This is a genomic window from Lentzea sp. NPDC051208 (assembly GCF_040682435.1).
GTDB lineage: Bacteria > Actinomycetota > Actinomycetes > Mycobacteriales > Pseudonocardiaceae > Lentzea > Lentzea kristufekii.
This window is the reverse complement of the sequence record NZ_JBFBAW010000012.1, coordinates 1-19,869: the sequence shown is the minus strand read 5'-3', so window position 1 is coordinate 19,869 and position 19,869 is coordinate 1. Positions and strand designations below refer to the sequence as shown.

The following is a 19,869-nucleotide window of genomic DNA, read 5'->3' as shown; positions in this document are numbered from 1 at the left end:
ATCACCTTCGGGAAGGCGCTCGATGACGGAACATCCGCCGCGTTCGGTGCTGCTCGCCTCACCCCGGTCGTTCTGCGCCGGGGTGGAGCGTGCCATCGAGATCGTGGAACGACTGCTCGACCAACGCGGCGGCCCCGTCTACGTGCGCAAGCAGATCGTGCACAACGTCCACGTCGTGCGCGCGCTGGAAGCTCGGGGCGCCGTGTTCGTGGAGGAGCTGTCCGAGGTGCCTGTCGGGGCCACGGCGGTCTTCTCCGCGCACGGCGTCTCCCCCGCCGTGCGCGCGGAGGCGAAGGCACGGTCGTTGGACGTGCTGGACGCGACGTGTCCTCTGGTGACGAAGGTGCACGCCGAGGCACGGCGCTTCGCCGAACGCGGCGACACCATCGTCCTGATCGGGCACGCCGGGCACGAGGAGGTCGAGGGCACGCTGGGCGAGGCGCCCGGCCAGATGGTGCTGGTGGAGACCGTGGCGGACGTCGAGGCACTGGAGATCACCGGTCCGGTGTCCTACCTGACGCAGACGACGCTGGCCGTCGACGAGACGGCCGAGGTCGTCGAGGCGCTGGAGCGGAAGTTCCCGCAGGTGCGCGGGCCCGGTTCCGACGACATCTGCTACGCCACCACGAACCGGCAGATCGCCATCCGCGAGGTCGCCGCGCGGTCGGACCTGGTGCTGGTGGTGGGGTCGAAGAACTCGTCCAACTCGGTGCGGATGGTCGAGCTCGCGGCCCGCGGCGGCACGCCCGCCCACCTGATCGACGACGCCTCGGAGATCGACCCGGCGTGGCTGGACGGAGTGACGTCGGTGGGCGTGTCCGCCGGCGCGTCGGCACCGCCCGAACTGGTGGACGAGGTCGTGGCAGCCCTCGAAGCGCTGGGCACCGTCTCGGTGTCCACGCACACGACCGCGACGGAGACGATCGCCTTCACCCTCCCGCGGGCGGTGCGTCGTGCTGGCTGACATCACCTCGCCCGCGGACGTCCGGGCACTCTCGTCCTCCGAACTCGACTCGCTGGCCGCGGAGATCCGGTCGTTCCTGATCTCCAAGGTGCACCGGACCGGCGGCCACCTCGGCCCGAACCTGGGCGCCGTCGAGCTGACGATCGGGGTGCACCGGGTCTTCGACTCACCCGTCGACGTGGTGCTGTTCGACACCGGGCACCAGTCGTACGTGCACAAAATGCTGACCGGCCGTTGCTCGGACTTCCACTCGTTGCGGCAGGCCGGCGGCATGTCCGGCTACCCGTCCGCGGCCGAGTCCGCGCACGACGTCATCGAGAACTCGCACGCCTCCACCGCACTGTCCTATGCGGACGGTCTGGCCAAGGCGTTCGAACTCGGCGGCGCCGACCGCCGGGTCGTCGCCATCGTCGGTGACGGCGCGCTGACCGGCGGGATGTGCTGGGAGGCGCTGAACAACATCGGCGGCTCGTCGCGGCCGGTCGTGGTGCTGCTCAACGACAACGGCCGCTCCTACGACCCGACGGCGGGCGGCTTCGCCGCGTCGTTGCTGAACGGCTCGGCTCGCGGGCTGTTCGAGGCGCTGGGTCTCGCGTACATCGGCGAGGTCGACGGCCACGACGTGCACGCCGTCGAGAACGCCCTGTGGGAGGCCAAAACGCTCGGCCGTCCGGTCGTCGTGCACTGCAAGACCGTGAAGGGCAAGGGCTACACCGCCGCCGAGACCGACGAGGCCGACCGCATGCACGCCGTCGGCGCGTCCGGTGCCGCCGGCGGGCGGACGTGGACCGACGCGTTCTCCGACGAGATCGTGTCCATCGGCGCGGACCGCCCGGACGTCGTCTGCCTGACCGCCGCGATGCTGGAACCGGTGGGGCTGCGGCCCTTCTCCGAGCGCTTCCCGGCGCGCGTCTTCGACGTCGGCATCGCCGAGCAGCACGCCGTGACGTCCGCCGCCGGCATGGCGATGGGGGGGCTGCACCCGGTCGTCGCCGTCTACGCGACGTTCCTGTCCCGCGCCTTCGACCAGCTGCTGATGGACGTGGCCCTGCACCGGCTCCCGGTGACGTTCGTGCTGGACCGAGCCGGCGTGACCGGCCCGGACGGCGCCTCGCACCACGGCATGTGGGACGCCTCCGTGCTGCCCGTGGTCCCCGGCCTGAGGCTGGCCGCCCCACGCGATCCGGCTTCGCTGGCCGCACTGCTGCGCGAGGCCGTCGACGTCTCGGACGGCCCCACGGTGGTGCGCTACCCGAAGGCCGCCATCGGTCCGGACGTGCCCGCGATGCGGCGCGTGAGCCACTTCGACGTCCTGCGCGAGGTCCCGGACGCCGAGGTGCTCCTGATCTCGGTGGGCCCGCTGGCCGGCCCCTGCCTGGCGGCGGCGGAGGAACTCGCCTCGCACGATGTCCGCGTCAACGTCGTGGATCCGCGCTGGACGGCTCCCCTGGACCCGCACCTCGTCAAGTACAGCGGCCGGCACCGCCTGGTCCTCGCCGTGGAGGACACGACGTCCACCGGAGCCCTGGGCGCACGTCTGGGCCAGGCCCTGGCCGGTTCCCCGGCCTGCGTGGCGACTTTCGCCCTGCCACCGCGTTTCCTGCCGCACGACTCACGAGCCCGCATCCTGCGCGCGCACGGACTGGACGCCGCCGGCATCACGACGAGCGTGCTGAAGCGCCTCGGCGTGAAGTGACGTACCAGCCGATCCAGAAGGACAACGCGATCGCCCCCGCTCCCACCAGCGGTGCCTTCACCTCCGCGGGGAGGTCCAGCGGGCGCAGGCCGGTCGCGAGCGCGAGCAGGATCGGCCCCTGCACGACGAACGCGACGTAGGCGGACCGCGCCAGCCCCTCCGCGAAGGGTCCCTGGCGCGTCAGCTTTCGTTGCGCCAGCCCGATGAGCCACAGACTTCCCGCCACCACCAGGATTCCCTCGACGAGCGCGAGGGCGGCGGCCTGCCACCTCCAGCCGCCGAGGAACGGTTCCGCGTTCTCGGCCAGGTCCAGCACTCCCATGAGCGCCGCCGCCACGGGCAGCACGGCGATCGTGCCGATGACGACGTTGCGGGTCATGCGGTAGATCTCGTCCGGCACCCGTTCCGCGAGCTTGCGCCCGCCGATCGCGCCGAGCAGCAACATCCCGAGACACTGCGGCCACCACCACAGGTGCAGGTCCCCGACCTGCCCGCTGCGCGCCGGGAACACCAGCCGCGTCAGGAAAGTCGTGCCGGCGACCACCATCGCCATGCCGACCACGGTCCGCGGCGTGATGGCGCGTTCCTTGACGGGCGGCCCCAGGGCGATCGCGATGCTGAAGATCAGCAGCACGCCGACGAACCACAGCGACCCGCTGTCCAGGAACGGCCGCCGGTCCGTGAACGCCTGCCACCACGAGACGTCCCGGCCGGCCCCGTTGTAGGCGATCCACACGAACGTCGGCCAGACGACGACGGCGCTGACCACCCAGGGGGTGCCGAGCCGGACGAGCCGGTCGGCGATGAACCGCCGCCGGCCTTTGCGTTCGATCGAGTCCGGCGTGAAGATACCGGCGATGAAGTAGAAGGTGCCCATGAGGAACAGGCCGGACGGCCCGATCAACGCCGCCAGCACCGTCTCGACGCCGGGGTGGAACGTGACCTCGTTGACCTCGTCGTACGGCCAGCCGCCGATCGCGGCGTAGCCCAGCAGCGCGTGGCCGCCGATGACCCACGCCACCAGGACCACCTTCAGGTTGTCCACTGCGGACAATCTCATGGTTTCGATGGTCCGCTTCCTGGCGCGATCACGCCAGCAGCCAAGAGGTGCGGGCGTAGGTGGCAGGGAGATCCGGGCGTTCGGCGGCAGCGCGGTGAGCGCCGGGGTATGCGAGGTGAACGGCGTGGGCGGCACGAGCCGGTGCAGGTGGCGTGCCCGCCAGCGAGTTCCGGTGCCTTGGCACGAACGGCGACCACATGCGCGCCGCCGCACCCGAGCGGGTGCGCGAGGGCGAGACCTGGGGCGTGCGGCGGTGACGCGGAACGCGTGCGCTGGAAGCCGTGCAGTCCCAAGGCCACCGCGTCGCGGCCGCTCCGACACGGCCGCCTGCCACTGCCGCGCTCCGGCTCGGCGACGTGCCTACGGCTCGGCGGCGTGCCGCTGGTCCGCCGGTCCCGGGACTCGCGGACCGGTTACGGCCTGTCGCCCGTGTACACACCCATCGTCCGGAACCGCAGACCCGGCTCCTTGTACTCCTCCATCGCGTGCGCGATCCACCCCGCGATCCGCGCGATCGAGAAGATGGCCTCCCCCGCCGTCGGCGGCATCGAGAACGTCAGCCCGAACTGCGCCAGCGCCAGGTCCATGTTCGGGAACGTCTTTGGCTGGGTGGCGATCACCTTGTCCGCCACCAGGTCGCCGTGGTCGCGCAGCAGCGCGAGGAAGTGGTCGGCGCGCGGGTCGCGGGACTGGTAGATGCGGTGCCCGAAGCCGGGGATCGGCTGGCCCGCCCGCAGGTGCTCCGCGACGGCGCCCATCGGGTCGGCCGCGGCCTGGGTGAGGAAGCGGTGCGCGATCGTCGCGGCGGCGCCGTGCCGCTGGCCCTCCATCGCGCCGAGGCCCGCGGAGACGACGGCGTACGGGTGGGCGTGGGCCGACGCGGCGACCCGTGCGGCCATGGTCGAGATGGCCAGGTCGTGGTCCGCCAGGAGGATCAGGGCGGCGTTGAGCAGGTCAGTTCGCGGGGGTTCCGGTGAGAGGCGGGCCCAGAGGCGGTCGGCGATGTCGGTGCCCGCGGGCCTGCCCAGCATCGGCAGGGACTCGACGACGTCGGCGATCAGGGACATGGCCGTGGTGATGGCCCGGTCGAGGTCGAACCTCAGCGGGTCGCCCGCGCTCGCGAGGACCACGGCCACCCGGATCCGGTCGGTCAGGGTGGCGCTCTCCGGAAGGGCCATCCAGATCTCCTGGCCCTCGGGGAACTGCACGCCCTCGGAGTCGATCCCCGTCCACAGCCAGTGCGCGACGTCCTCGAAGCGCTTGGTGCTCGCCAGTCCCGGGACGGAGCGGCCCCGGTAGTGGAGGCGGTCCTTCTCCAGCAGGGAGATGCGGGTGCGGATGCGATCCGTCACAGCGGCCACTGCGCCGCGGGCACCAGTGCGTTGCGCCAGGGCTTCGACCTCGGCGACGTCGAACATGCTCTGGCGGTTGACCTTCTTGCTGGTCAGGAGTTTGCGGCTGACGTACGAGTAGACCGTCGCCGGTTTCACGCCCAGTCGGCGGGCGGCCTGGTTCGTCGTCAACATTGATTCCATCAACGTTGACTGTACAAGACATGTTGACGGAGCCTTTCATCCATGTTGATTGATGCACCCAAAGGGCTTAAAGACGTCGTCGTCACCACGACGCTGATCGGGGACGTGAACGGTGCCGCGGGCTACTACCACTACCGCGAGCACGACGCGATCGAACTGGCCAGGACCCGGTCGTTCGAGGACGTGTGGTTCCTCTTCGCCGAGGGCCGGCTGCCGGACCGGGACGAGGCCGTGCTCTTCACCGAGCAGACCGCCGCGTTGCGAGCGCTGCCGGCGACCGTCAGCGAGGTGCTGCCCTCAATCGCGCGGTCGGGCTGCACGGCACTGGCCGGGCTGCGGACCGCGCTCTCGATGCTGCCGTCGCGGCCGATGTGGGACGCGCCGATGAGCCAGCGGAAGGCGGACGCGCTCAGGGTCAGCGCGATGACCCCGACGATCCTGGCGGCACTGCACCGGCTCAAGCTCGGACTTGATCCCGTCAACCCGAGGGTTGATCTGTCCACGTCGGCGAACTGGTTGTACATGTTGACTGGACAGGAGCCGTCGACATGGGCGAGCCGTGCAGTCGAGCAGTACCTGATCGCCACGATCGACCACGGCTTCAACGCCTCGACGTTCACCGCACGCGTGGTCGCGAGTGCGGGAGCGGACGTCGTGTCCGCGGTGACGGCGGCCATCGGCACGTTCTCGGGACCGCTGCACGGTGGCGCGCCGGACCGGGCGCTGGAGGCGCTGGACCTCATCGGGACGCCGGACAACATCGACGCCTGGGTGCGGGAGCGGATCGAGCAGGGCGACCGGATCATGGGTTTCGGGCACGCCGTCTACAAGACGGAGGACCCGCGGGCGCGCCTGCTCAAGGGCATCGCCCAGGAGCAGCCGACCCGTCTCACCGAGTTCGCGGTCACCGTCGAGCGCAGGGTCACGGAGCTGCTGGCCGAGCTCAAGCCCGGCCGGCAGCTGTACGCGAACGTGGAGTTCTACGCCGGCGTGCTGATGGAGCAGTGCGGCATCCCGCGCGAGATGTTCACGCCGACGTTCGCGTGCAGCCGGGTGGTCGGATGGTGTGCCAACGCGCTCGAACAGTCCGAGGACACGAAGATCATCCGTCCGGTCGCCCGCTACACGGGACCCCAGCCGACGATCGCGCGCACCGGTATCAGGTGAGGTACCGGAGTTCGTCGTGCACGCGGACGCGGTCGCGGTCGTTGACGTCGGTGGAGCCTGCCAGGCCGGCGGTGCGGTCGCGGTGCCGGTCGAGCCAGACGGAGAGGGCGGCTACTGCGAGGACGATCGCTGCAAGAGTCATGTCAATAAGTTTGCGGTCAGCAATATCCCGCCAACAGTGGCAGATCTGACGCTGCGCGCTAATATCCTGCCATGCTTCGATCGGTGGCGGTTCCCCTCATCGACGGCGTCGCGCCGTTCGAGTTCGGCCTGCTCTGCGAGGTGTTCGGCATCGACCGGACCGAAGAGGGCGTGCCGCTGATCGATTTCCGGGTGTGCGGGGAGATCCCGAACCAGCCGGTGCCGACGAGCATCCGCGGCGTGAGCATCACGCCGGAGCACGGGTTCGACGCGCTGCAGAGCGTCGACCTCGTCGCACTGCCCGCCGTGCGCGTCCGCGACGACTACCCGGAGAAGCTGGTCAAGGCGCTCCAGGAGACCGACGCGACGCTGCTCAGCGTGTGCAGCGGGGCGTTCGTCCTCGGCGCGGCAGGCCTGCTCGACGACCGGCACTGCACGACGCACTGGCACGAGGCGGGGCAGTTCCGGGCGCGGTTCCCGAAGGCGCGGCTCGACCCCGACGTGCTGTTCGTGGACGACGGGAACATCATCACCAGCGCCGGCACCGCGGCGGGCATCGACGCCTGCCTGCACCTGGTCCGGCGCGAGCTCGGCACCAAGGTCGCCAACACGATCGCGCGCCGGATGGTCGTGGCCCCGCAGCGCGACGGCGGTCAGCGGCAGTTCGTGGAGCTCCCCATCCCGGAGTGCAGCTCCGACAGCCTCGAGCCGGTGCTGGAGCAGGTGCTCGACACGATCGCGGACAACCACACGGTGGCGACGATGGCGAAGCTCGCCGTCATGTCCGAACGGACTTTCGCGCGCCGGTTCGCCGCGGAGACCGGCACCACTCCGAACAAGTGGCTGTCACTCCAGCGGGTACTTCACGCGCGCAGGTTGCTCGAAGAGACCGACCTGGACGTCGACACGGTCGCGACCAGGTCAGGCTTCGGGACAGCCGCCCTCCTCCGGCACCACTTCCATCGCGTCGTCGGCATCGCACCGAGCGACTACCGCCGCACATTCTCCTGTCGTTAGGCGGGTGAAGATCTTCTCGGAGATCGACCCCAGCGCCTCGACCTCGGCGTCGGTGAGCAGGTCGAACACCAGCTCGTGCACCGTCTCGGCGTGCGCCGGCGCCGCCTCCTCGATCGCGGACCGGCCCTGGTCCGTCAGCACGACGAACGACCCGCGCCCGTCGCTGCTGCAGTTCTCCCTGCGCACCAGGCCGCGTTTCTCCATCCGTGCGACGTGATGTGAGATGCGGCTCTTCTCCCAGTGCAAGGACCGTGCAAGCTCCAACACCCGTACGCGTTCGTCAGGCGTGTCGGTGAGCTGCACCAGCACGGCGAAGTCAGCCATCGAGATGTCCGAATCGACCGACATTCGCCTGCTCAGATGCGCATTGAGCTCCCCCTGCATCCGGACGTAGGCACGCCACGCCCGCTGCTGCTCAGGTTCCAACCATCGTGTCACCGCTTCAGCATACGGGAATAGTTGACACATCACCCACGTTCCGGCAAGGTGAGTGACACTTCAACCAAATCGAGCAACCGAAGGACTTGACACCATGACCACCGCCACCAACCTCTCCGAACTGACCGGCGACTACGTCATCGACGCCTCGCACTCCCGCATCGGCTTCGTCGCGCGCCACGCGATGGTCACCAAGGTTCGCGGTGCGTTCAACGAGTTCGACGGCAAGATCTCCATCGACGGCGACAAGCCGGAGAACACCACCGCCGAGGTGACCCTGAAGGTCGCGAGCATCGACACGCGCAACGCGCAGCGCGACGGTCACCTGACCACCAACGACTTCCTCGCCGTCGAGGAGTACCCGGAGATCAAGTTCGTCTCGACCGCCGCGAAGCAGGTCGACGACGACAACTTCGAGATCACCGGCGACCTGACCATCAAGGACGTCACCAAGAGCATCACCATCCCGTTCGCCTTCGAGGGCGTGGCCGTCGACCCGTTCGGCAACACCCGCGTGGGCTTCGAGGGCTTGCACACCATCAACCGCAAGGACTACGGCGTCACCTGGAACGCCGCCCTGGAGACCGGTGGCGTGCTGGTGAGCGAGAAGGTCGTCCTCGAGTTCGAGATCTCCGCGATCAAGCAGGCCTGACGACGGCCACCGGGCACGGGGCGTGGTAGATCAGGGCCTGCGAGGTAGACCCGAGCAGCATCCCGGCGAATCCGCCACGCCCCCGCGACCCGACCACGAGCAGCCCGGCCCGTTGCCCGAGCTCCAGCAGCAACGGGATCGGTCGCTCCCCTGCCACGAGTTCCACCGCGACGTCCGGGTACTTCTCCAGCCACCCGGACATTCGCGTTTTCGGCGCCGGCCACTGCTCGTCGTGCGCCATCGCCGCCACCAACGGCGTGCCGGACGCCGCCGCCTCCTCGAACCCGAAGCCGATGGCCGGATCCGATTCGGGCGAGAGGTCGACGCCCACACCACGGGCCCTTGCCCTTGGTTTCCGCGGACCACCACCACGGGACACTCACCGTGAACCGACAGCGCCACAGCCGTTGAGCCGACCAACGCTCCGGTGAACCCGCGCTTGAGAGAGCCACATCCGCCCTTGGTCGTACATGGCCGAACGCAGGTCACTCGCTGATGAGATGGCCTCCGGATACCCGCGCGTGGGCAACGTGCAGGCGTGCACCAACCGCAACGGCGCTCCGTGGAGCACGCACGCCCGAGCAGCCCAGGCCACCGCGGCGAGCGCGGAAGAGGAACCGTCGACTCCGACGACAACGGAAGTCCGCTCTTGATCGCAAAGTAGGCCCGATCGTCGTAGTGCGCCGCGTGCCGTTAGGCCCTTCGTGTCAGGGTCTTTGGGCTACCGTGGCCTTCATGGCGACGCGTGTGTTCCTCGTCGACGACCACGAGATCGTCCGCCGCGGCATAGCGGACCTGCTCGGCGAGGAGTCCGATCTCGAAGTGGTCGGTGACGCCGCATCGGTGACCGAGGCCCTGGCCAAGGTGCCGGGCGCGCAGGCCGACGTGGCGGTGCTCGACATCAGGCTCCCCGACGGCAACGGCATCGAGCTGTGCCGCGACCTGCGCAGCCGCATCCCCGGCCTGCAGTGCCTGATGCTGACGAGCTTCGCGGACGACGAGGCCCTGTTCGACGCGATCATGGCGGGCGCCTCCGGCTTCGTGCTGAAGCAGATCCTCGGCGCGGACCTGGTCAACGCCGTCCGCACCGTCGCGGCAGGACAGTCCCTCCTGGACGCCCGCACGACTTCCGCGCTGCTCAACCGGATCCGCCGCGAGCGCGAGGAGGGCGACCCGCTGCGCGTGCTCAGCGAGCAGGAGCGCACGGTGCTCGACCTGATCGGCGAGGGCCTGACCAACCGGCAGATCGCCGAGCGCATGTTCCTCGCCGAGAAGACCGTCAAGAACTACGTCTCGCACCTGCTGGCGAAGCTCGGCATGCAGCGCCGCACGCAGGCGGCCGTGTTCGCGTCGCAGTTCCGCAAGGACGGCGACAAGCTCCGTTAGCCCAGGGGGACGCGCCACACCAGGAAAGTTCCGCCGCTTTCCGGCGCCGTCACCTCCAGCAACCCGCCGAACTTCACCGCGCGGTGCGCCAGGTTGCGCAGGCCGCTGCGCGCCGCCTCGGCCGGAAGGCCGACACCGTTGTCCTGCACGGTGATCACGACGTCCTCACCGGCGTCGATCAGCACCGTCAGCTCGGTGGCCTCCGCGTGCCGCACGCAGTTCGTGACGGCCTCGCGCACGACGGCCTCGACGTGCTCGGCGAGTTCGGGGGGCACCGAGTTGTCCACGGTGCCGGACATGCGGATGGACGGCTTGAGGTGCGTCGACTCGGTCAGGCCCGCGACGAGGTCGAGCAGGCGCCTGCGCAACGAGCTGTTGTCGGTCGAGTGCAGGTCGAAGATGGACGTGCGGATCTCGCGGACGGTCTCGTCGAGCTGCTCGACGGCGGTCCGCAGGCGGGCGGCCACCTCGGGTTCGGTGATGCGGCGCAGGGTGGCCTGCAAGGTGAGACCGGTGACGAACAGGCGCTGGATGACGTGGTCGTGCAGGTCGCGGGCGATGCGGTCGCGGTCCTCCAGCACGTCGAGCAGGCGCTGCGAGCGTTGCTGCTCGGCGAACTCCAGGGCGACGGCCGCCTGGTCGGCGAACGACGCGAGCATCGGGACCTGGTCGGGCAGGAAGCGGGTCCCGCCGCCCTGGCGCAGCACCACGAGGGCGCCTGTCACGCCCATCTCCGAACGCAGCGGGACGGCCAGGGCCGCGCCGTTGTCCGAGCCGAGGTCGTCCACCAGGAGCGGCACGCCGGAGCGGATCACCTCGTCGGCGGCGCGCTCGGCGGCGCCGGAGTCGTCGATCTTCACTCCCGCGCTCGCGGCGACGGAGAGCGGTGCCTGCCGGCCGTCGCCCAGGACGACGAGGGCCGAGTCGGCGCCGGCGAGTTCGACGGTGCGCTGGGTGATGAGGCGCAGCGCGTACTCGCCGGAGGCGCCGCCCAGCAGTTCGGAGTTCACCTCGCCGATCGCCTCCAGCCACCGCTCGCGCATGCGGGAGCGTTCGAACAGGCGGGCGTTCTCGATCGCGATGCCCGCGGCGGCGGCCAGGGCCAGCAGGACGGCCTCGTCGTCGGCGGTGAACTCGGCGGCGTCAATCTTCTCGGTCATGTAGAGGTTGCCGAACACCTCGTCGCGCACGCGCACGGGCACGCCCAGGAAGCTGTGCATCGGCGGGTGGTTGGCCGGGAAGCCGACCGACATCTCGTGCTGTGCGAGGTCACGCAGGCGCAACGGCGTCGGGTCCTTGATGAGCAACCCGAGCAGGCCCTTGCCCTCGGGCAGGTGGCCCATGGACCCTCGGGTCACCTCGTCCACGCCGACGTGGAGGAACTGCGAGAGGTCGTCGCGGGTGCCGAGCACGCCCAGCGCGCCGTAGCGGGCACCGACCAGGTCCACGGCCGCCTGGACGATGCGCAGCAGTGTCGGCTCGAGTTCCAGACCGGACGCGACGGCGAGCACCGCCCCCAGCAGTTCCTGCATGTGGTCGCGGGTGGTCACGATCTCGTCCATGCGGTCCCGGACCTCGTCGAGCAGCTCGTCGAGATCGCGGCGACCAGGCACGTCAGGCACGCCGCCTACATTCGCACACTTTCGACCAACTCACGGCCCTGGGAAATGAGGACCTTCGACCGTGGCTCCGCCGTCGTTCCGGCCGCACAGTGTGACCATGACCGTCACCGTGCCCGGCTCACTCGGACTGGCGAGTGAGGAAGTGCGCGGCGTCCTCTCCCTGGCCAGAGCCTCCGCTCCCGACGTGCGGTTCGAGGTGCGTCCCGAACAGATCGAGCTGCACACCACCGGGCCGCACAGCCGGGAGACGCGGCTGGCCTGCGGGGCGGCGCTGCTCATCGCCCGGCTGGCACTGCAGGCACACGGCATCCGTCCACTGGTGACGCTGCTGCCAGGACCGACCGCGCACGACGCGGCGGCGGCCATCAGGCTCGGCGGCTACCAGGAGCCGAACTCGGACGTGCTGGCGCTGCTGCGGTCGCTGGGCGCGAACCGTCGCACGTGGACGGCGTTCCCCGAACTCGCCGCCTGGCGCGGCCTGCTGTCGCGGGCGGCCGAAGTCGAGCGTGCCTGGCTGCACGTGCGCAGCGGCACCGAGCTGGTGCTGTGCACGTTCACCCAGGGTGCCGCGGCCGAAATCCGCGCGGGGCAAGCGATGCAGCGCGTCGTGCTGACCGCGGGAACGGCCGGGTTCGCCGTCTCCTCCGCCCACGACGCCGTGAGCCTGTCCGCGTTGCGAGCGGACCTGCGCCCCAACCTGGGCAACACGCTGGTACCCCAGATCGTGCTGCGCCTGGGTACCGCTTAGCGGGTCATCACCGCCTTCCACAGCAGCCGCGCCAGCTCCGGGTGGCAGATGTCGTTGTGAGCGCCCGCGATCCCGTCGATCCGGCGGATCACGGACGTGCAGTCGACGTTGTGCACCTGCCCGCGCAGGAGCTCGCCGGGAGAGCCGATGTTGTGGCCGTGCGCGTAGGTGCCCTGCACGCCGTGCGAGCCGAGGCCGCCGTACTTCGGGTACTCGTCGAGGTCGACCTGCCGGCCCGATCGCGCGGCCAGCGGGTAGAACCGGCCGATGGCGTAGTCGTTCGACGACGTGGTGACGATGATCGGGCCGGGCACGCGGCCGAGCACGCCGCGGAAGTAGCCGGAGCCGGGTTCACCGGGCAGCCGTTCCGCGAACGACCACAGCGACATCGCGGCCTGCACCAGGGTCAGCGTCGCGGCGGGCACCACGTTCGCCATCGCGGTGGCGGTGATGCAGCCGAAGCTGTGGCCCATCAGGTGGATGCGCGCGTTCGGGGCGGCCTGGGCGACCTCGCGGGCGATCCTGGCCGCGCCGCTCTCGCCGAAGACCTTGGCGCGCCGCTTCATCTTCCAGAACGTCAGGATCCGCAACGGCGACAGGATGCCGCCCAGCGCCGGATCCTCCAGGCACGCCCGGTAGAGCTGCTCGGCGTCGAACGCCATCCCGTCCTCGCCCGGCAGGTCCGGGACCGAGCTCTCCAGGTAGTCGTAGGCCTGTTTGACTCCTGCCGACATCCGGCAGGGGTGCTGCCGGGCGGCCTGGACGATCGTGCGCACGGCGGCCGTGCGTCCGGCGCCACCGCCAAGGCGGTTGGCTTGTGCCTTGATGAACTCGTCCGACCGCACGTCCTCGTCGCCCCACGCCTTCGACGGCCAGTGCAGGCCGACTAGCAGGGACTTGAAACCACCCGGAAGCCGGTGTGCCGCTTCACGTTCGGCACGGCAGCCGGCCATCGTCGCGACCCACCGCCCGTAGTGTTCACGGGCGGCCGGCACGTCGCCGTTCCACCCGTGGATGAAGAAGAAGACGTCCGTGACGCCTTGGCGGGCGTCGTACAGCACGTCCGCGCTGTCCCGCCCCCGCTCGTTGCCCGTCTCGTCGAAGCAGACGAGGTGATAGCTGATGTCGTGACCTGGCACGGATTCTCGGGACATCGCGGATCACCACCACACACAGAACGCGTCCCACTGTTGTCCGTTTAATCGGAATCGGGGCGGCCCATGTTTACCCCCGCTGATCAGGAAAACCCGTTCGGACCAGGCGATTCACCCCGATTGCGCCGGTAGTGGCGGGCCGCGCGGACCCTGTTGCCGCACGACGGCGAGCACCATTCGCGACGCGGGTGGTCCTTCACGAAGTAGAGCACGCAGCCCGGCGCATAACAGGCGCGCAACAGGACCCCGTCCTCGCCGGTGAACAGGTCCACGGCCTCCGCGGCGATCGAGGCGCGCTCGCGATCCGCGGGTGACCCGACACTTTCGTTGTGCCGCAACAGTTCGCCGTCCCGCACGGTCAGCTGCGGCCACCGCTGCGCACTGCGCGCCGCACGGTTGACCTCGGCCACGGCCCGCTCCAGGTCACGATCCCGCGCGACCGCACGCGTGTCCCCGGTCAGCACGCCAGCGAGGTCGCGCAGTGCCTGCCGCAGCGAGCGGAACGCGTCGAGATCGGCCTCGTCCACCGGAACGCCCAGGAAGTCGCGGAGCCCACCGACAGTCGTCAGGTCGTCGTGGACCTGCGACCGATTGGCCCAGATGGTGTTCATCAGCAGGACCGGACGGGGCTCGTCGGGCGTCAGCACGTCTAACGGTAACACAGGCTTGCATCCGTTAGAAAACCGTTCTAACGTTTGCGGCGTCGCCCAACCGTTGGAAGGACCGTCGTGACACTCGTGCCCCCGTTCGACGCCGAGACCGCCCGCCTCAAGGTCCAGGCGGCCCAGGACGCCTGGAACACCAGGGACCCGGTGCGCGTCGCCGGTGCGTACACGCCGGATTCGGTGTGGCGCAACAGGTCCGAGTTCGTCCGAGGCACCGATGAGATCGTCGCGTTCCTGACGAAGAAGTGGGAGCGCGAGCACGAGTACGTGTTGCGCAAGTCGTTGTGGGCGTTCAGCGACAACCGCATCGCCGTGCGCTTCCAGTACGAGTGGCACGACGACGAGGGCCAGTGGTGGCGCAGCTACGGCAACGAGAACTGGGAGTTCGCCGAGTCCGGCCTGATGCGCAGGCGCGAGGCGAGCATCAACGACGTGAAGATCGCCGAGTCCGAGCGCCGCGTCGACCCGGACTCCACCTACGAGATCCCGGCGGAGTGACGACATGCACGTCAAAGCGTTGTGGCGCTACCCGGTGAAGTCGCTGGGCGGCGAGGAACTGCGGCAGGCCGCGTTCACCCCGGACGGCGTCGAGGGCGACCGGCTGGTGCACGTGCGAGGTCCGCGCGGTGTGCTGACCGGACGCACCCGGTACGGCCTGCTCACCATTCCGGCTTCCACCGGCCCCGACGGCCCGTTGGTCGACGGACATCCCTGGGACAGCTGGCAGGCGCACGAGAAGGTGCTCCCGTTCGGCGGCAGGCTCACCCGCTACACCGGCCCCGAGCGGTTCGACGTGCTCAACGTCCTCGTCGCGACGGACGGGCAGGTCGAGGCCGCGGGCGTCGACGTGCGGCGGTTGCGGCCCAACATCCTCATCGGCGGCGTCGAGGCCGGTGAGGAGGACGGCTGGCCGGGGCACGCGCTGGTGGTCGGCGACGTGGTCATCGGGATGTACCAGAAGCGCGCCCGCTGCGTGGTCACGACGATCGACCCGGACACCGGCGCACAGGACCTGGACGTGCACCGCCGGATCCGGCACGAGTTCGGCGGCGTGCTGTGCCTCGACAGCTGGGTGGTCCGGCCAGGTGTGGTCAACGTCGGTGACAGCGTCGAGCTGGTGCCGACCGACGAGCTCCCCGGCCACGTGGGCGGGTGGATCGTCGGCCGGCCGTACGCCTTTTAGTCGATGTCCTCGGTGTGCACCCAGCCGACCAGGTTCTTGTGCACGTTGTCGTGGTCGAGGATCAGCGTCCAGAGGTAGCCGTCGCCCAACTCGCTCGCCATGGACAAGGCCGCGATGTCATGACCGCGCGGCACCACTCCGTAGCCGCAGGCCATCGCCGGGCAGCTGTGAGCCCACAGCTCGAACTGCGAAACCCGCAACTTCGTGCCCACGTTGCTGCACGACTGGCTCCAGTTGGGCACCTGAACGGCGGAGGCGTCCAGGTGGCCGGCGCGGTTGTCCGTCGTCCTCGCCACGTTCCAGGTGATGCCCACGTTGTTGGTGTAGCAGTAGACCCGGACGGCCGTGCCGGCGGGAAGGACGTGGTAACCGCAGTTGAGGGTCGCGCACTGGCGCAACCACGCTTCGGTGGTCGTGTACGTCCAGTGGTCCGCCGCCGGGACGGCCTGCTCGGTCGCGGGGACGTCCGGGGCCGCGCCGGCCGGCACCGGAGTCGTCCCGATCGCGAGGACGATCGCCATCAAACTGAACAAGCGCAGCAAAACAGAACGCGTGTGCATGAGAGCCCCCAGGCTTTTCATGAGTGCGTCGGCAGCCCCCGCTGCCAACGCGCTCAAGCCTGCCTGAGCACCGGAACAGGTGTCAACGAGGCCGGTTCGCCTAGATGTTGCGGCGGTACTGGCCGCCCACCTCGAAGAACGCCTCGGTGATCTGCCCGAGCGTGCACACGCGGGCCGCGTCCATCAGCACCGCGAACACGTTCTCGTTCGTCTGCGCCACCTCACGCAGCCGCGCCAGCGCCTTCTGGGCCTCGTCGCGGTGCGCGGCCTGATAGGCGCGCGTGCGGTTGACCTGCGACTCCTTCTCCTCCTCGGTGGCGCGCGCGAGCTCGATCTTCACGACCTCGCGCTCGCCGCCCTCGGGCAGGAAGGTGTTGACGCCGATCAACGGCAGCGAGCCGTCGTGCTTGCGCTGTTCGTAGAGCATCGACTCGTCCTGGATGCGGCCGCGCTGGTAGCCGGTCTCCATCGCGCCGAGCACGCCGCCGCGTTCGGAGATGCGGTCGAACTCCATCAGCACGGCCTCTTCGACGAGGTCGGTCAGCTCGTCGATGACGAACGAGCCCTGCAGCGGGTTCTCGTTCGCGGAGAGGCCCCACTCCTTGTTGATGATCATCTGGATGGCCATCGCGCGGCGGACGGACGACTCCGTGGGAGTGGTGATCGCCTCGTCGTAGGCGTTGGTGTGCAGGGAGTTGCAGTTGTCGTACAGCGCGCAGAGAGCCTGCAGCGTCGTGCGGATGTCGTTGAAGTCCATCTCCTGCGCGTGCAGCGAACGGCCCGACGTCTGCACGTGGTACTTGAACTTCTGCGAACGCTCCGCGGCGCCGTAGCGGTCGCGCATGGCCACGGCCCAGATGCGGCGCGCCACGCGGCCGATGACGCTGTACTCGGCGTCCATGCCGTTGGAGAAGAAGAACGACAGGTTCGGCGCGAAGTCGTCGATGTTCATGCCGCGCGCCAGGTACGACTCGACGTAGGTGAAGCCGTTGGCGAGCGTGAAGGCGAGCTGGCTGATGGGGTTCGCCCCGGCCTCGGCGATGTGGTAGCCCGAGATCGACACCGAGTAGAAGTTGCGGACCTGCTGCTGGATGAACCACTCCTGGATGTCCGCCATCATGCGCAGCGAGAACTCCGTGGAGAAGATGCAGGTGTTCTGGCCCTGGTCCTCCTTGAGGATGTCGGCCTGAACGGTGCCGCGGACGTTGGCCAGCGCGAACGCCCTGAGCCGCGCGTACTCGTCCGCGTCGGGCTCGCGGTCGTTGTCCGCCTTGAACTTGTCGACCTGCTGGTCGATCACCGTGTTGAGGAAGTACGCGAGGATCGTCGGCGCCGGGCCGTTGATCGTCATCGACACGGACGTCGTCGGCGCGACCAGGTCGAAGCCGTCGTACAGGGCCTTCATGTCGTCGAGCGACGCGATCGAGACGCCGGAGGTGCCGATCTTGCCGTAGACGTCCGGCGGGGTGTCGGGGTCGCGGCCGTAGAGCGTCACCGAGTCGAACGCCGTGGACAGCCGCGTGGCCGGGTTGCCCTGCGACAGGTACTTGAAGCGGCGGTTGGTGCGGAACGCGTCGCCCTCGCCCGCGAACATGCGCGCCGGGTCCTCGCCCTCGCGCTTGAACGGGAAGACCCCCGCGGTGTAGGGGAAGAAGCCCGGCAGGTTCTCCTTGCGCAGGAACCGCAGCAGCGAGCCCTCGTCGTCGTAGCGGGGCAGGCTGACCCGGCGGACCTGGTTGCCGGACAACGTCTCGCGCGTGAGCCTGGTGCGGATCTCCTTGTCCCGCACCTTGAACACGAGCTCGTCGCCGGAGTACTGCTCGACGGTGGCGGGCCACGCCTGCAGCAGGTCGGCCGTCTCACGGTCGACCTTGCGCTCGGCCTCGGAAGCCAGTTCGGCGATGTCCGTGACGCCCTTGCCCGCTGCCTCCAACGCCTTCCGGGCACCGGAGAGCTGGGTGTGCCTGCGGACCGCCTCGACCTGCTCCTCGGTCCTGCGGTGGTAGCCGCGCACCGTGTCGGAGATGTCGGAGAGGTAGCGCGCACGGGCGGCGGGCACGATCGTGGACGCGGAGGTCGACGTCTTGCCGGAGACGACGGGGAGCGCGCCCTCCTCCACCGCGAGACCGTGCTCCACCAGACCGTCGCGCAGGAACTGGTAGAGCGCCGTCACGCCGTCGTCGTTGAACGTCGCGGCGGACGTGCCGTAGACCGGCATGTCCTCCCACTTGACGCCGAACGCCTCGCGGTTGCGCACCATCTGCCGTGCGACGTCCCTGCGCGCGTCCTCGGCACCGCGGCGCTCGAACTTGTTGATCGCCACGGCGTCCGCGTAGTCGAGCATGTCTATCTTCTCGAGCTGCGACGCGGCACCGAACTCCGGCGTCATCACGTACAGCGAGAAGTCGACGAACGGCACGATGGCCGCGTCACCCTGACCGATACCGGGCGTCTCGACGATGACCAGATCGGCACCGGACGCCTTGCACGCCACGATGGCCTGCTCCAGGCCGTCCGGGATCTCGCTGCCCGCACGGCGCGTGGCCAGCGAACGGAAGAACACGCGGTCGCCGTCGAGGCAGTTCATCCGGATGCGGTCGCCGAGCAGCGCGCCACCACCACGGCGGCGCGTCGGGTCGACGGCGAGCACGGCGATGCGCAGCTTGTCCTGCTGGTCGAGCCGGAAGCGGCGCACCAGCTCGTCGGTGAGCGACGACTTGCCCGAGCCACCGGTGCCGGTGATGCCCAGGACCGGCACCTTGCGCGTCGTCGTCAGGGGCTCCGCGGTCCCGGCCTCGATGTGCGTGATCGCGCGCGCCAGGGCCTCGTCCGCCCCCGTCAGCAGCGCGTCGTGGCTGAACGGCTCCGTCAGCGCGTGGTCGCACTCCTCGATCATCAGGTTGATCATCCGGGCGAGGCCGAGCGTCTGCCCGTCCTGCGGCGAGAAGATCCGCGCGACCCCGCGCGAGTGCAGCAGCTCGATCTCCTCGGGGACGATGACACCGCCACCGCCGCCGTAGACCCGGATGTGCCCGGCGCCGCGCTCGTTGAGCAGCTCGACCAGGTAGGAGAAGTACTCGACGTGCCCGCCCTGGTACGCGCTGATGGCGATGCCCTGCGCGTCCTCCTGGATCGCGGCGTCCACGACCTCCGCCACCGACCTGTTGTGGCCGAGGTGGATGACCTCCGCACCCTGCGACTGCAGGATCCTCCGCATGATGTTGATAGCCGCGTCGTGGCCGTCGAACAGGCTGGACGCGGTCACAAAGCGCACCGGGTTCACCGGCTTGTGCAGAGTGGTCGCCATGAGAATAGTTTGACTTCCTACTATCGGACGTGCAACCGAGGGTGGTCCAGGTCTCTGTATCGAGAAGGAAGGGACATCCTCCCGCCGCCTGCCACAGGTTCGCTCGCGGAGCACTTCGCGCGAGTAGCGTGCCGCCATGGCCGACGTTGACGACTGCTTCGCGAGCCTCGACGCTCCGGCGCGCGACGCGTTCGCGCACATCCGCGCGCTGGCCGAGGAACTCGCCCCGGCGGCCGAGCAGGGCCTGAGCTACGGCCTGGCCGCGCTGAGGCTCAAGGGCAAGCCGCTGCTCGGGTTCAAGGCGGCGAAGGACCACCTGGCCGTGTTCCCGTTCAGCCCCGCGGCCGTCGACGTGGTGCGCGACCGGCTGGCCGGTTTCTCGCTGTCCAAGGGCACTGTCCGGTTCACCACGGACATGCCGCTGCCCGACGACGTGGTGCGTGACCTCGTGCGGCAGCGGATGGGTGAGAGCGGCTAGGTGTATTGCCCAGCGAGGTTGCGAACGGTCCGACACGTAGTCGGATGATCTTGGAATGAGGGAGGGCCTCCGGGTTCGGTGTGGATTGCGACATCT

Annotated in this window: 20 protein-coding genes and 1 pseudogene; 10 read left to right on the top strand and 11 right to left on the bottom strand. The window is 69.5% G+C overall.

Going from position 1 to position 19,869, the window contains the following annotated elements; all coding sequences use genetic code 11:
• Window positions 1-22 precede the first annotated feature (22 nt).
• Both AB0M48_RS27515 and AB0M48_RS27510 read left to right on the top strand, forming a co-directional pair.
• Entirely contained in the window at window positions 23-964 is a 942-nt protein-coding gene (locus AB0M48_RS27515) for a 4-hydroxy-3-methylbut-2-enyl diphosphate reductase (protein WP_363847205.1), read from the top strand.
• On the top strand, window positions 954-2,660 hold the full coding sequence (locus AB0M48_RS27510) for a 1-deoxy-D-xylulose-5-phosphate synthase (protein ID WP_363847203.1): 1,707 nt from the start codon (window positions 954-956) through the stop codon (window positions 2,658-2,660). Before AB0M48_RS27515 ends, AB0M48_RS27510 begins: the two co-directional genes overlap by 11 nt.
• Here the strand turns inward: AB0M48_RS27510 and AB0M48_RS27505 are convergent.
• Window positions 2,623-3,720, bottom strand: coding sequence for an acyltransferase (locus tag AB0M48_RS27505; RefSeq protein ID WP_363847200.1), 1,098 nt, complete (start codon window positions 3,718-3,720; stop codon window positions 2,623-2,625). The genes AB0M48_RS27510 and AB0M48_RS27505 overlap by 38 nt on opposite strands.
• 413 nt (window positions 3,721-4,133) lie before the next feature.
• Window positions 4,134-5,255 carry a citrate synthase gene (locus AB0M48_RS27500; protein WP_363847198.1) on the bottom strand — a complete coding sequence of 374 codons (1,122 nt, stop codon included), beginning with the start codon at window positions 5,253-5,255 and terminating at the stop codon, window positions 4,134-4,136.
• 42 nt (window positions 5,256-5,297) lie between these two features.
• On the opposite strand from AB0M48_RS27500, the gene AB0M48_RS27495 reads away from it, so the two are divergent.
• The gene (locus tag AB0M48_RS27495; protein WP_363847196.1) at window positions 5,298-6,422 is read left to right on the top strand and encodes a citrate/2-methylcitrate synthase; all 1,125 of its coding nucleotides are present in this window, start codon (window positions 5,298-5,300) and stop codon (window positions 6,420-6,422) included.
• On the opposite strand, the gene AB0M48_RS27490 is transcribed toward AB0M48_RS27495, so the two are convergent.
• Window positions 6,415-6,564 (bottom strand): hypothetical protein, encoded by a 150-nt coding sequence (locus tag AB0M48_RS27490; RefSeq protein WP_319987880.1) that lies wholly within the window; start codon window positions 6,562-6,564, stop codon window positions 6,415-6,417. The two genes, AB0M48_RS27495 and AB0M48_RS27490, sit on opposite strands and share 8 nt — an antisense overlap.
• Before the next feature lie 71 nt (window positions 6,565-6,635).
• Here AB0M48_RS27490 and AB0M48_RS27485 point away from each other — a divergent pair, with 71 nt between their 5' ends.
• Window positions 6,636-7,580: a helix-turn-helix domain-containing protein gene (locus AB0M48_RS27485; protein WP_363847195.1), complete on the top strand. Its 945-nt coding sequence runs from the start codon at window positions 6,636-6,638 to the stop codon at window positions 7,578-7,580.
• Here the strand turns inward: AB0M48_RS27485 and AB0M48_RS27480 are convergent.
• Window positions 7,485-8,018 (bottom strand): MarR family transcriptional regulator, encoded by a 534-nt coding sequence (locus tag AB0M48_RS27480; protein ID WP_363847193.1) that lies wholly within the window; start codon window positions 8,016-8,018, stop codon window positions 7,485-7,487. The two genes, AB0M48_RS27485 and AB0M48_RS27480, sit on opposite strands and share 96 nt — an antisense overlap.
• A 94-nt stretch (window positions 8,019-8,112) precedes the next feature.
• Between AB0M48_RS27480 and AB0M48_RS27475 the strand changes: the two genes are divergently transcribed.
• Window positions 8,113-8,670 carry a YceI family protein gene (locus AB0M48_RS27475; RefSeq protein WP_363847190.1) on the top strand — a complete coding sequence of 186 codons (558 nt, stop codon included), beginning with the start codon at window positions 8,113-8,115 and terminating at the stop codon, window positions 8,668-8,670.
• Here the strand turns inward: AB0M48_RS27475 and AB0M48_RS27470 are convergent.
• Window positions 8,657-9,001: a universal stress protein gene (locus AB0M48_RS27470; protein ID WP_363847188.1), complete on the bottom strand. Its 345-nt coding sequence runs from the start codon at window positions 8,999-9,001 to the stop codon at window positions 8,657-8,659. The genes AB0M48_RS27475 and AB0M48_RS27470 overlap by 14 nt on opposite strands.
• A gap of 48 nt (window positions 9,002-9,049) precedes the next feature.
• A pseudogene (locus tag AB0M48_RS27465) lies at window positions 9,050-9,298 on the bottom strand (universal stress protein); the annotation flags it as partial.
• Window positions 9,299-9,405: 107 nt separating this feature from the next.
• Between AB0M48_RS27465 and AB0M48_RS27460 the strand changes: the two are divergent.
• Window positions 9,406-10,056 carry a response regulator transcription factor gene (locus AB0M48_RS27460; protein WP_363847186.1) on the top strand — a complete coding sequence of 217 codons (651 nt, stop codon included), beginning with the start codon at window positions 9,406-9,408 and terminating at the stop codon, window positions 10,054-10,056.
• Here the strand turns inward: AB0M48_RS27460 and AB0M48_RS27455 are convergent.
• Window positions 10,053-11,618, bottom strand: coding sequence for a GAF domain-containing protein (locus tag AB0M48_RS27455; protein ID WP_363847817.1), 1,566 nt, complete (start codon window positions 11,616-11,618; stop codon window positions 10,053-10,055). The genes AB0M48_RS27460 and AB0M48_RS27455 overlap by 4 nt on opposite strands.
• A 157-nt stretch (window positions 11,619-11,775) precedes the next feature.
• Here AB0M48_RS27455 and AB0M48_RS27450 point away from each other — a divergent pair, with 157 nt between their 5' ends.
• Window positions 11,776-12,426 (top strand): hypothetical protein, encoded by a 651-nt coding sequence (locus tag AB0M48_RS27450; protein ID WP_363847184.1) that lies wholly within the window; start codon window positions 11,776-11,778, stop codon window positions 12,424-12,426.
• On the opposite strand, the gene AB0M48_RS27445 is transcribed toward AB0M48_RS27450, so the two are convergent.
• Complete coding sequence (locus AB0M48_RS27445) at window positions 12,423-13,580, bottom strand: hypothetical protein (protein WP_363847182.1); 1,158 nt, start codon at window positions 13,578-13,580, stop codon at window positions 12,423-12,425. The genes AB0M48_RS27450 and AB0M48_RS27445 overlap by 4 nt on opposite strands.
• 83 nt (window positions 13,581-13,663) lie before the next feature.
• The gene (locus AB0M48_RS27440; RefSeq protein ID WP_363847180.1) at window positions 13,664-14,191 is read right to left on the bottom strand and encodes an ABATE domain-containing protein; all 528 of its coding nucleotides are present in this window, start codon (window positions 14,189-14,191) and stop codon (window positions 13,664-13,666) included.
• A 117-nt stretch (window positions 14,192-14,308) separates the two neighbouring features.
• Here AB0M48_RS27440 and AB0M48_RS27435 point away from each other — a divergent pair, with 117 nt between their 5' ends.
• Both AB0M48_RS27435 and AB0M48_RS27430 read left to right on the top strand, forming a co-directional pair.
• Window positions 14,309-14,743 (top strand): nuclear transport factor 2 family protein, encoded by a 435-nt coding sequence (locus AB0M48_RS27435; RefSeq protein ID WP_363847178.1) that lies wholly within the window; start codon window positions 14,309-14,311, stop codon window positions 14,741-14,743.
• A gap of 4 nt (window positions 14,744-14,747) precedes the next feature.
• The gene (locus tag AB0M48_RS27430) at window positions 14,748-15,428 is read left to right on the top strand and encodes an MOSC N-terminal beta barrel domain-containing protein (protein WP_363847176.1); all 681 of its coding nucleotides are present in this window, start codon (window positions 14,748-14,750) and stop codon (window positions 15,426-15,428) included.
• Here the strand turns inward: AB0M48_RS27430 and AB0M48_RS27425 are convergent.
• On the bottom strand, window positions 15,425-15,949 hold the full coding sequence (locus AB0M48_RS27425; RefSeq protein ID WP_363847174.1) for a hypothetical protein: 525 nt from the start codon (window positions 15,947-15,949) through the stop codon (window positions 15,425-15,427). The genes AB0M48_RS27430 and AB0M48_RS27425 overlap by 4 nt on opposite strands.
• A gap of 139 nt (window positions 15,950-16,088) precedes the next feature.
• Window positions 16,089-19,295 carry a fused isobutyryl-CoA mutase/GTPase IcmF gene (icmF, locus tag AB0M48_RS27420; protein ID WP_363847172.1) on the bottom strand — a complete coding sequence of 1,069 codons (3,207 nt, stop codon included), beginning with the start codon at window positions 19,293-19,295 and terminating at the stop codon, window positions 16,089-16,091.
• A 136-nt stretch (window positions 19,296-19,431) separates the two neighbouring features.
• Here icmF and AB0M48_RS27415 point away from each other — a divergent pair, with 136 nt between their 5' ends.
• Complete coding sequence (locus AB0M48_RS27415; protein WP_363847170.1) at window positions 19,432-19,773, top strand: DUF1801 domain-containing protein; 342 nt, start codon at window positions 19,432-19,434, stop codon at window positions 19,771-19,773.
• Window positions 19,774-19,869 lie beyond the last annotated feature (96 nt).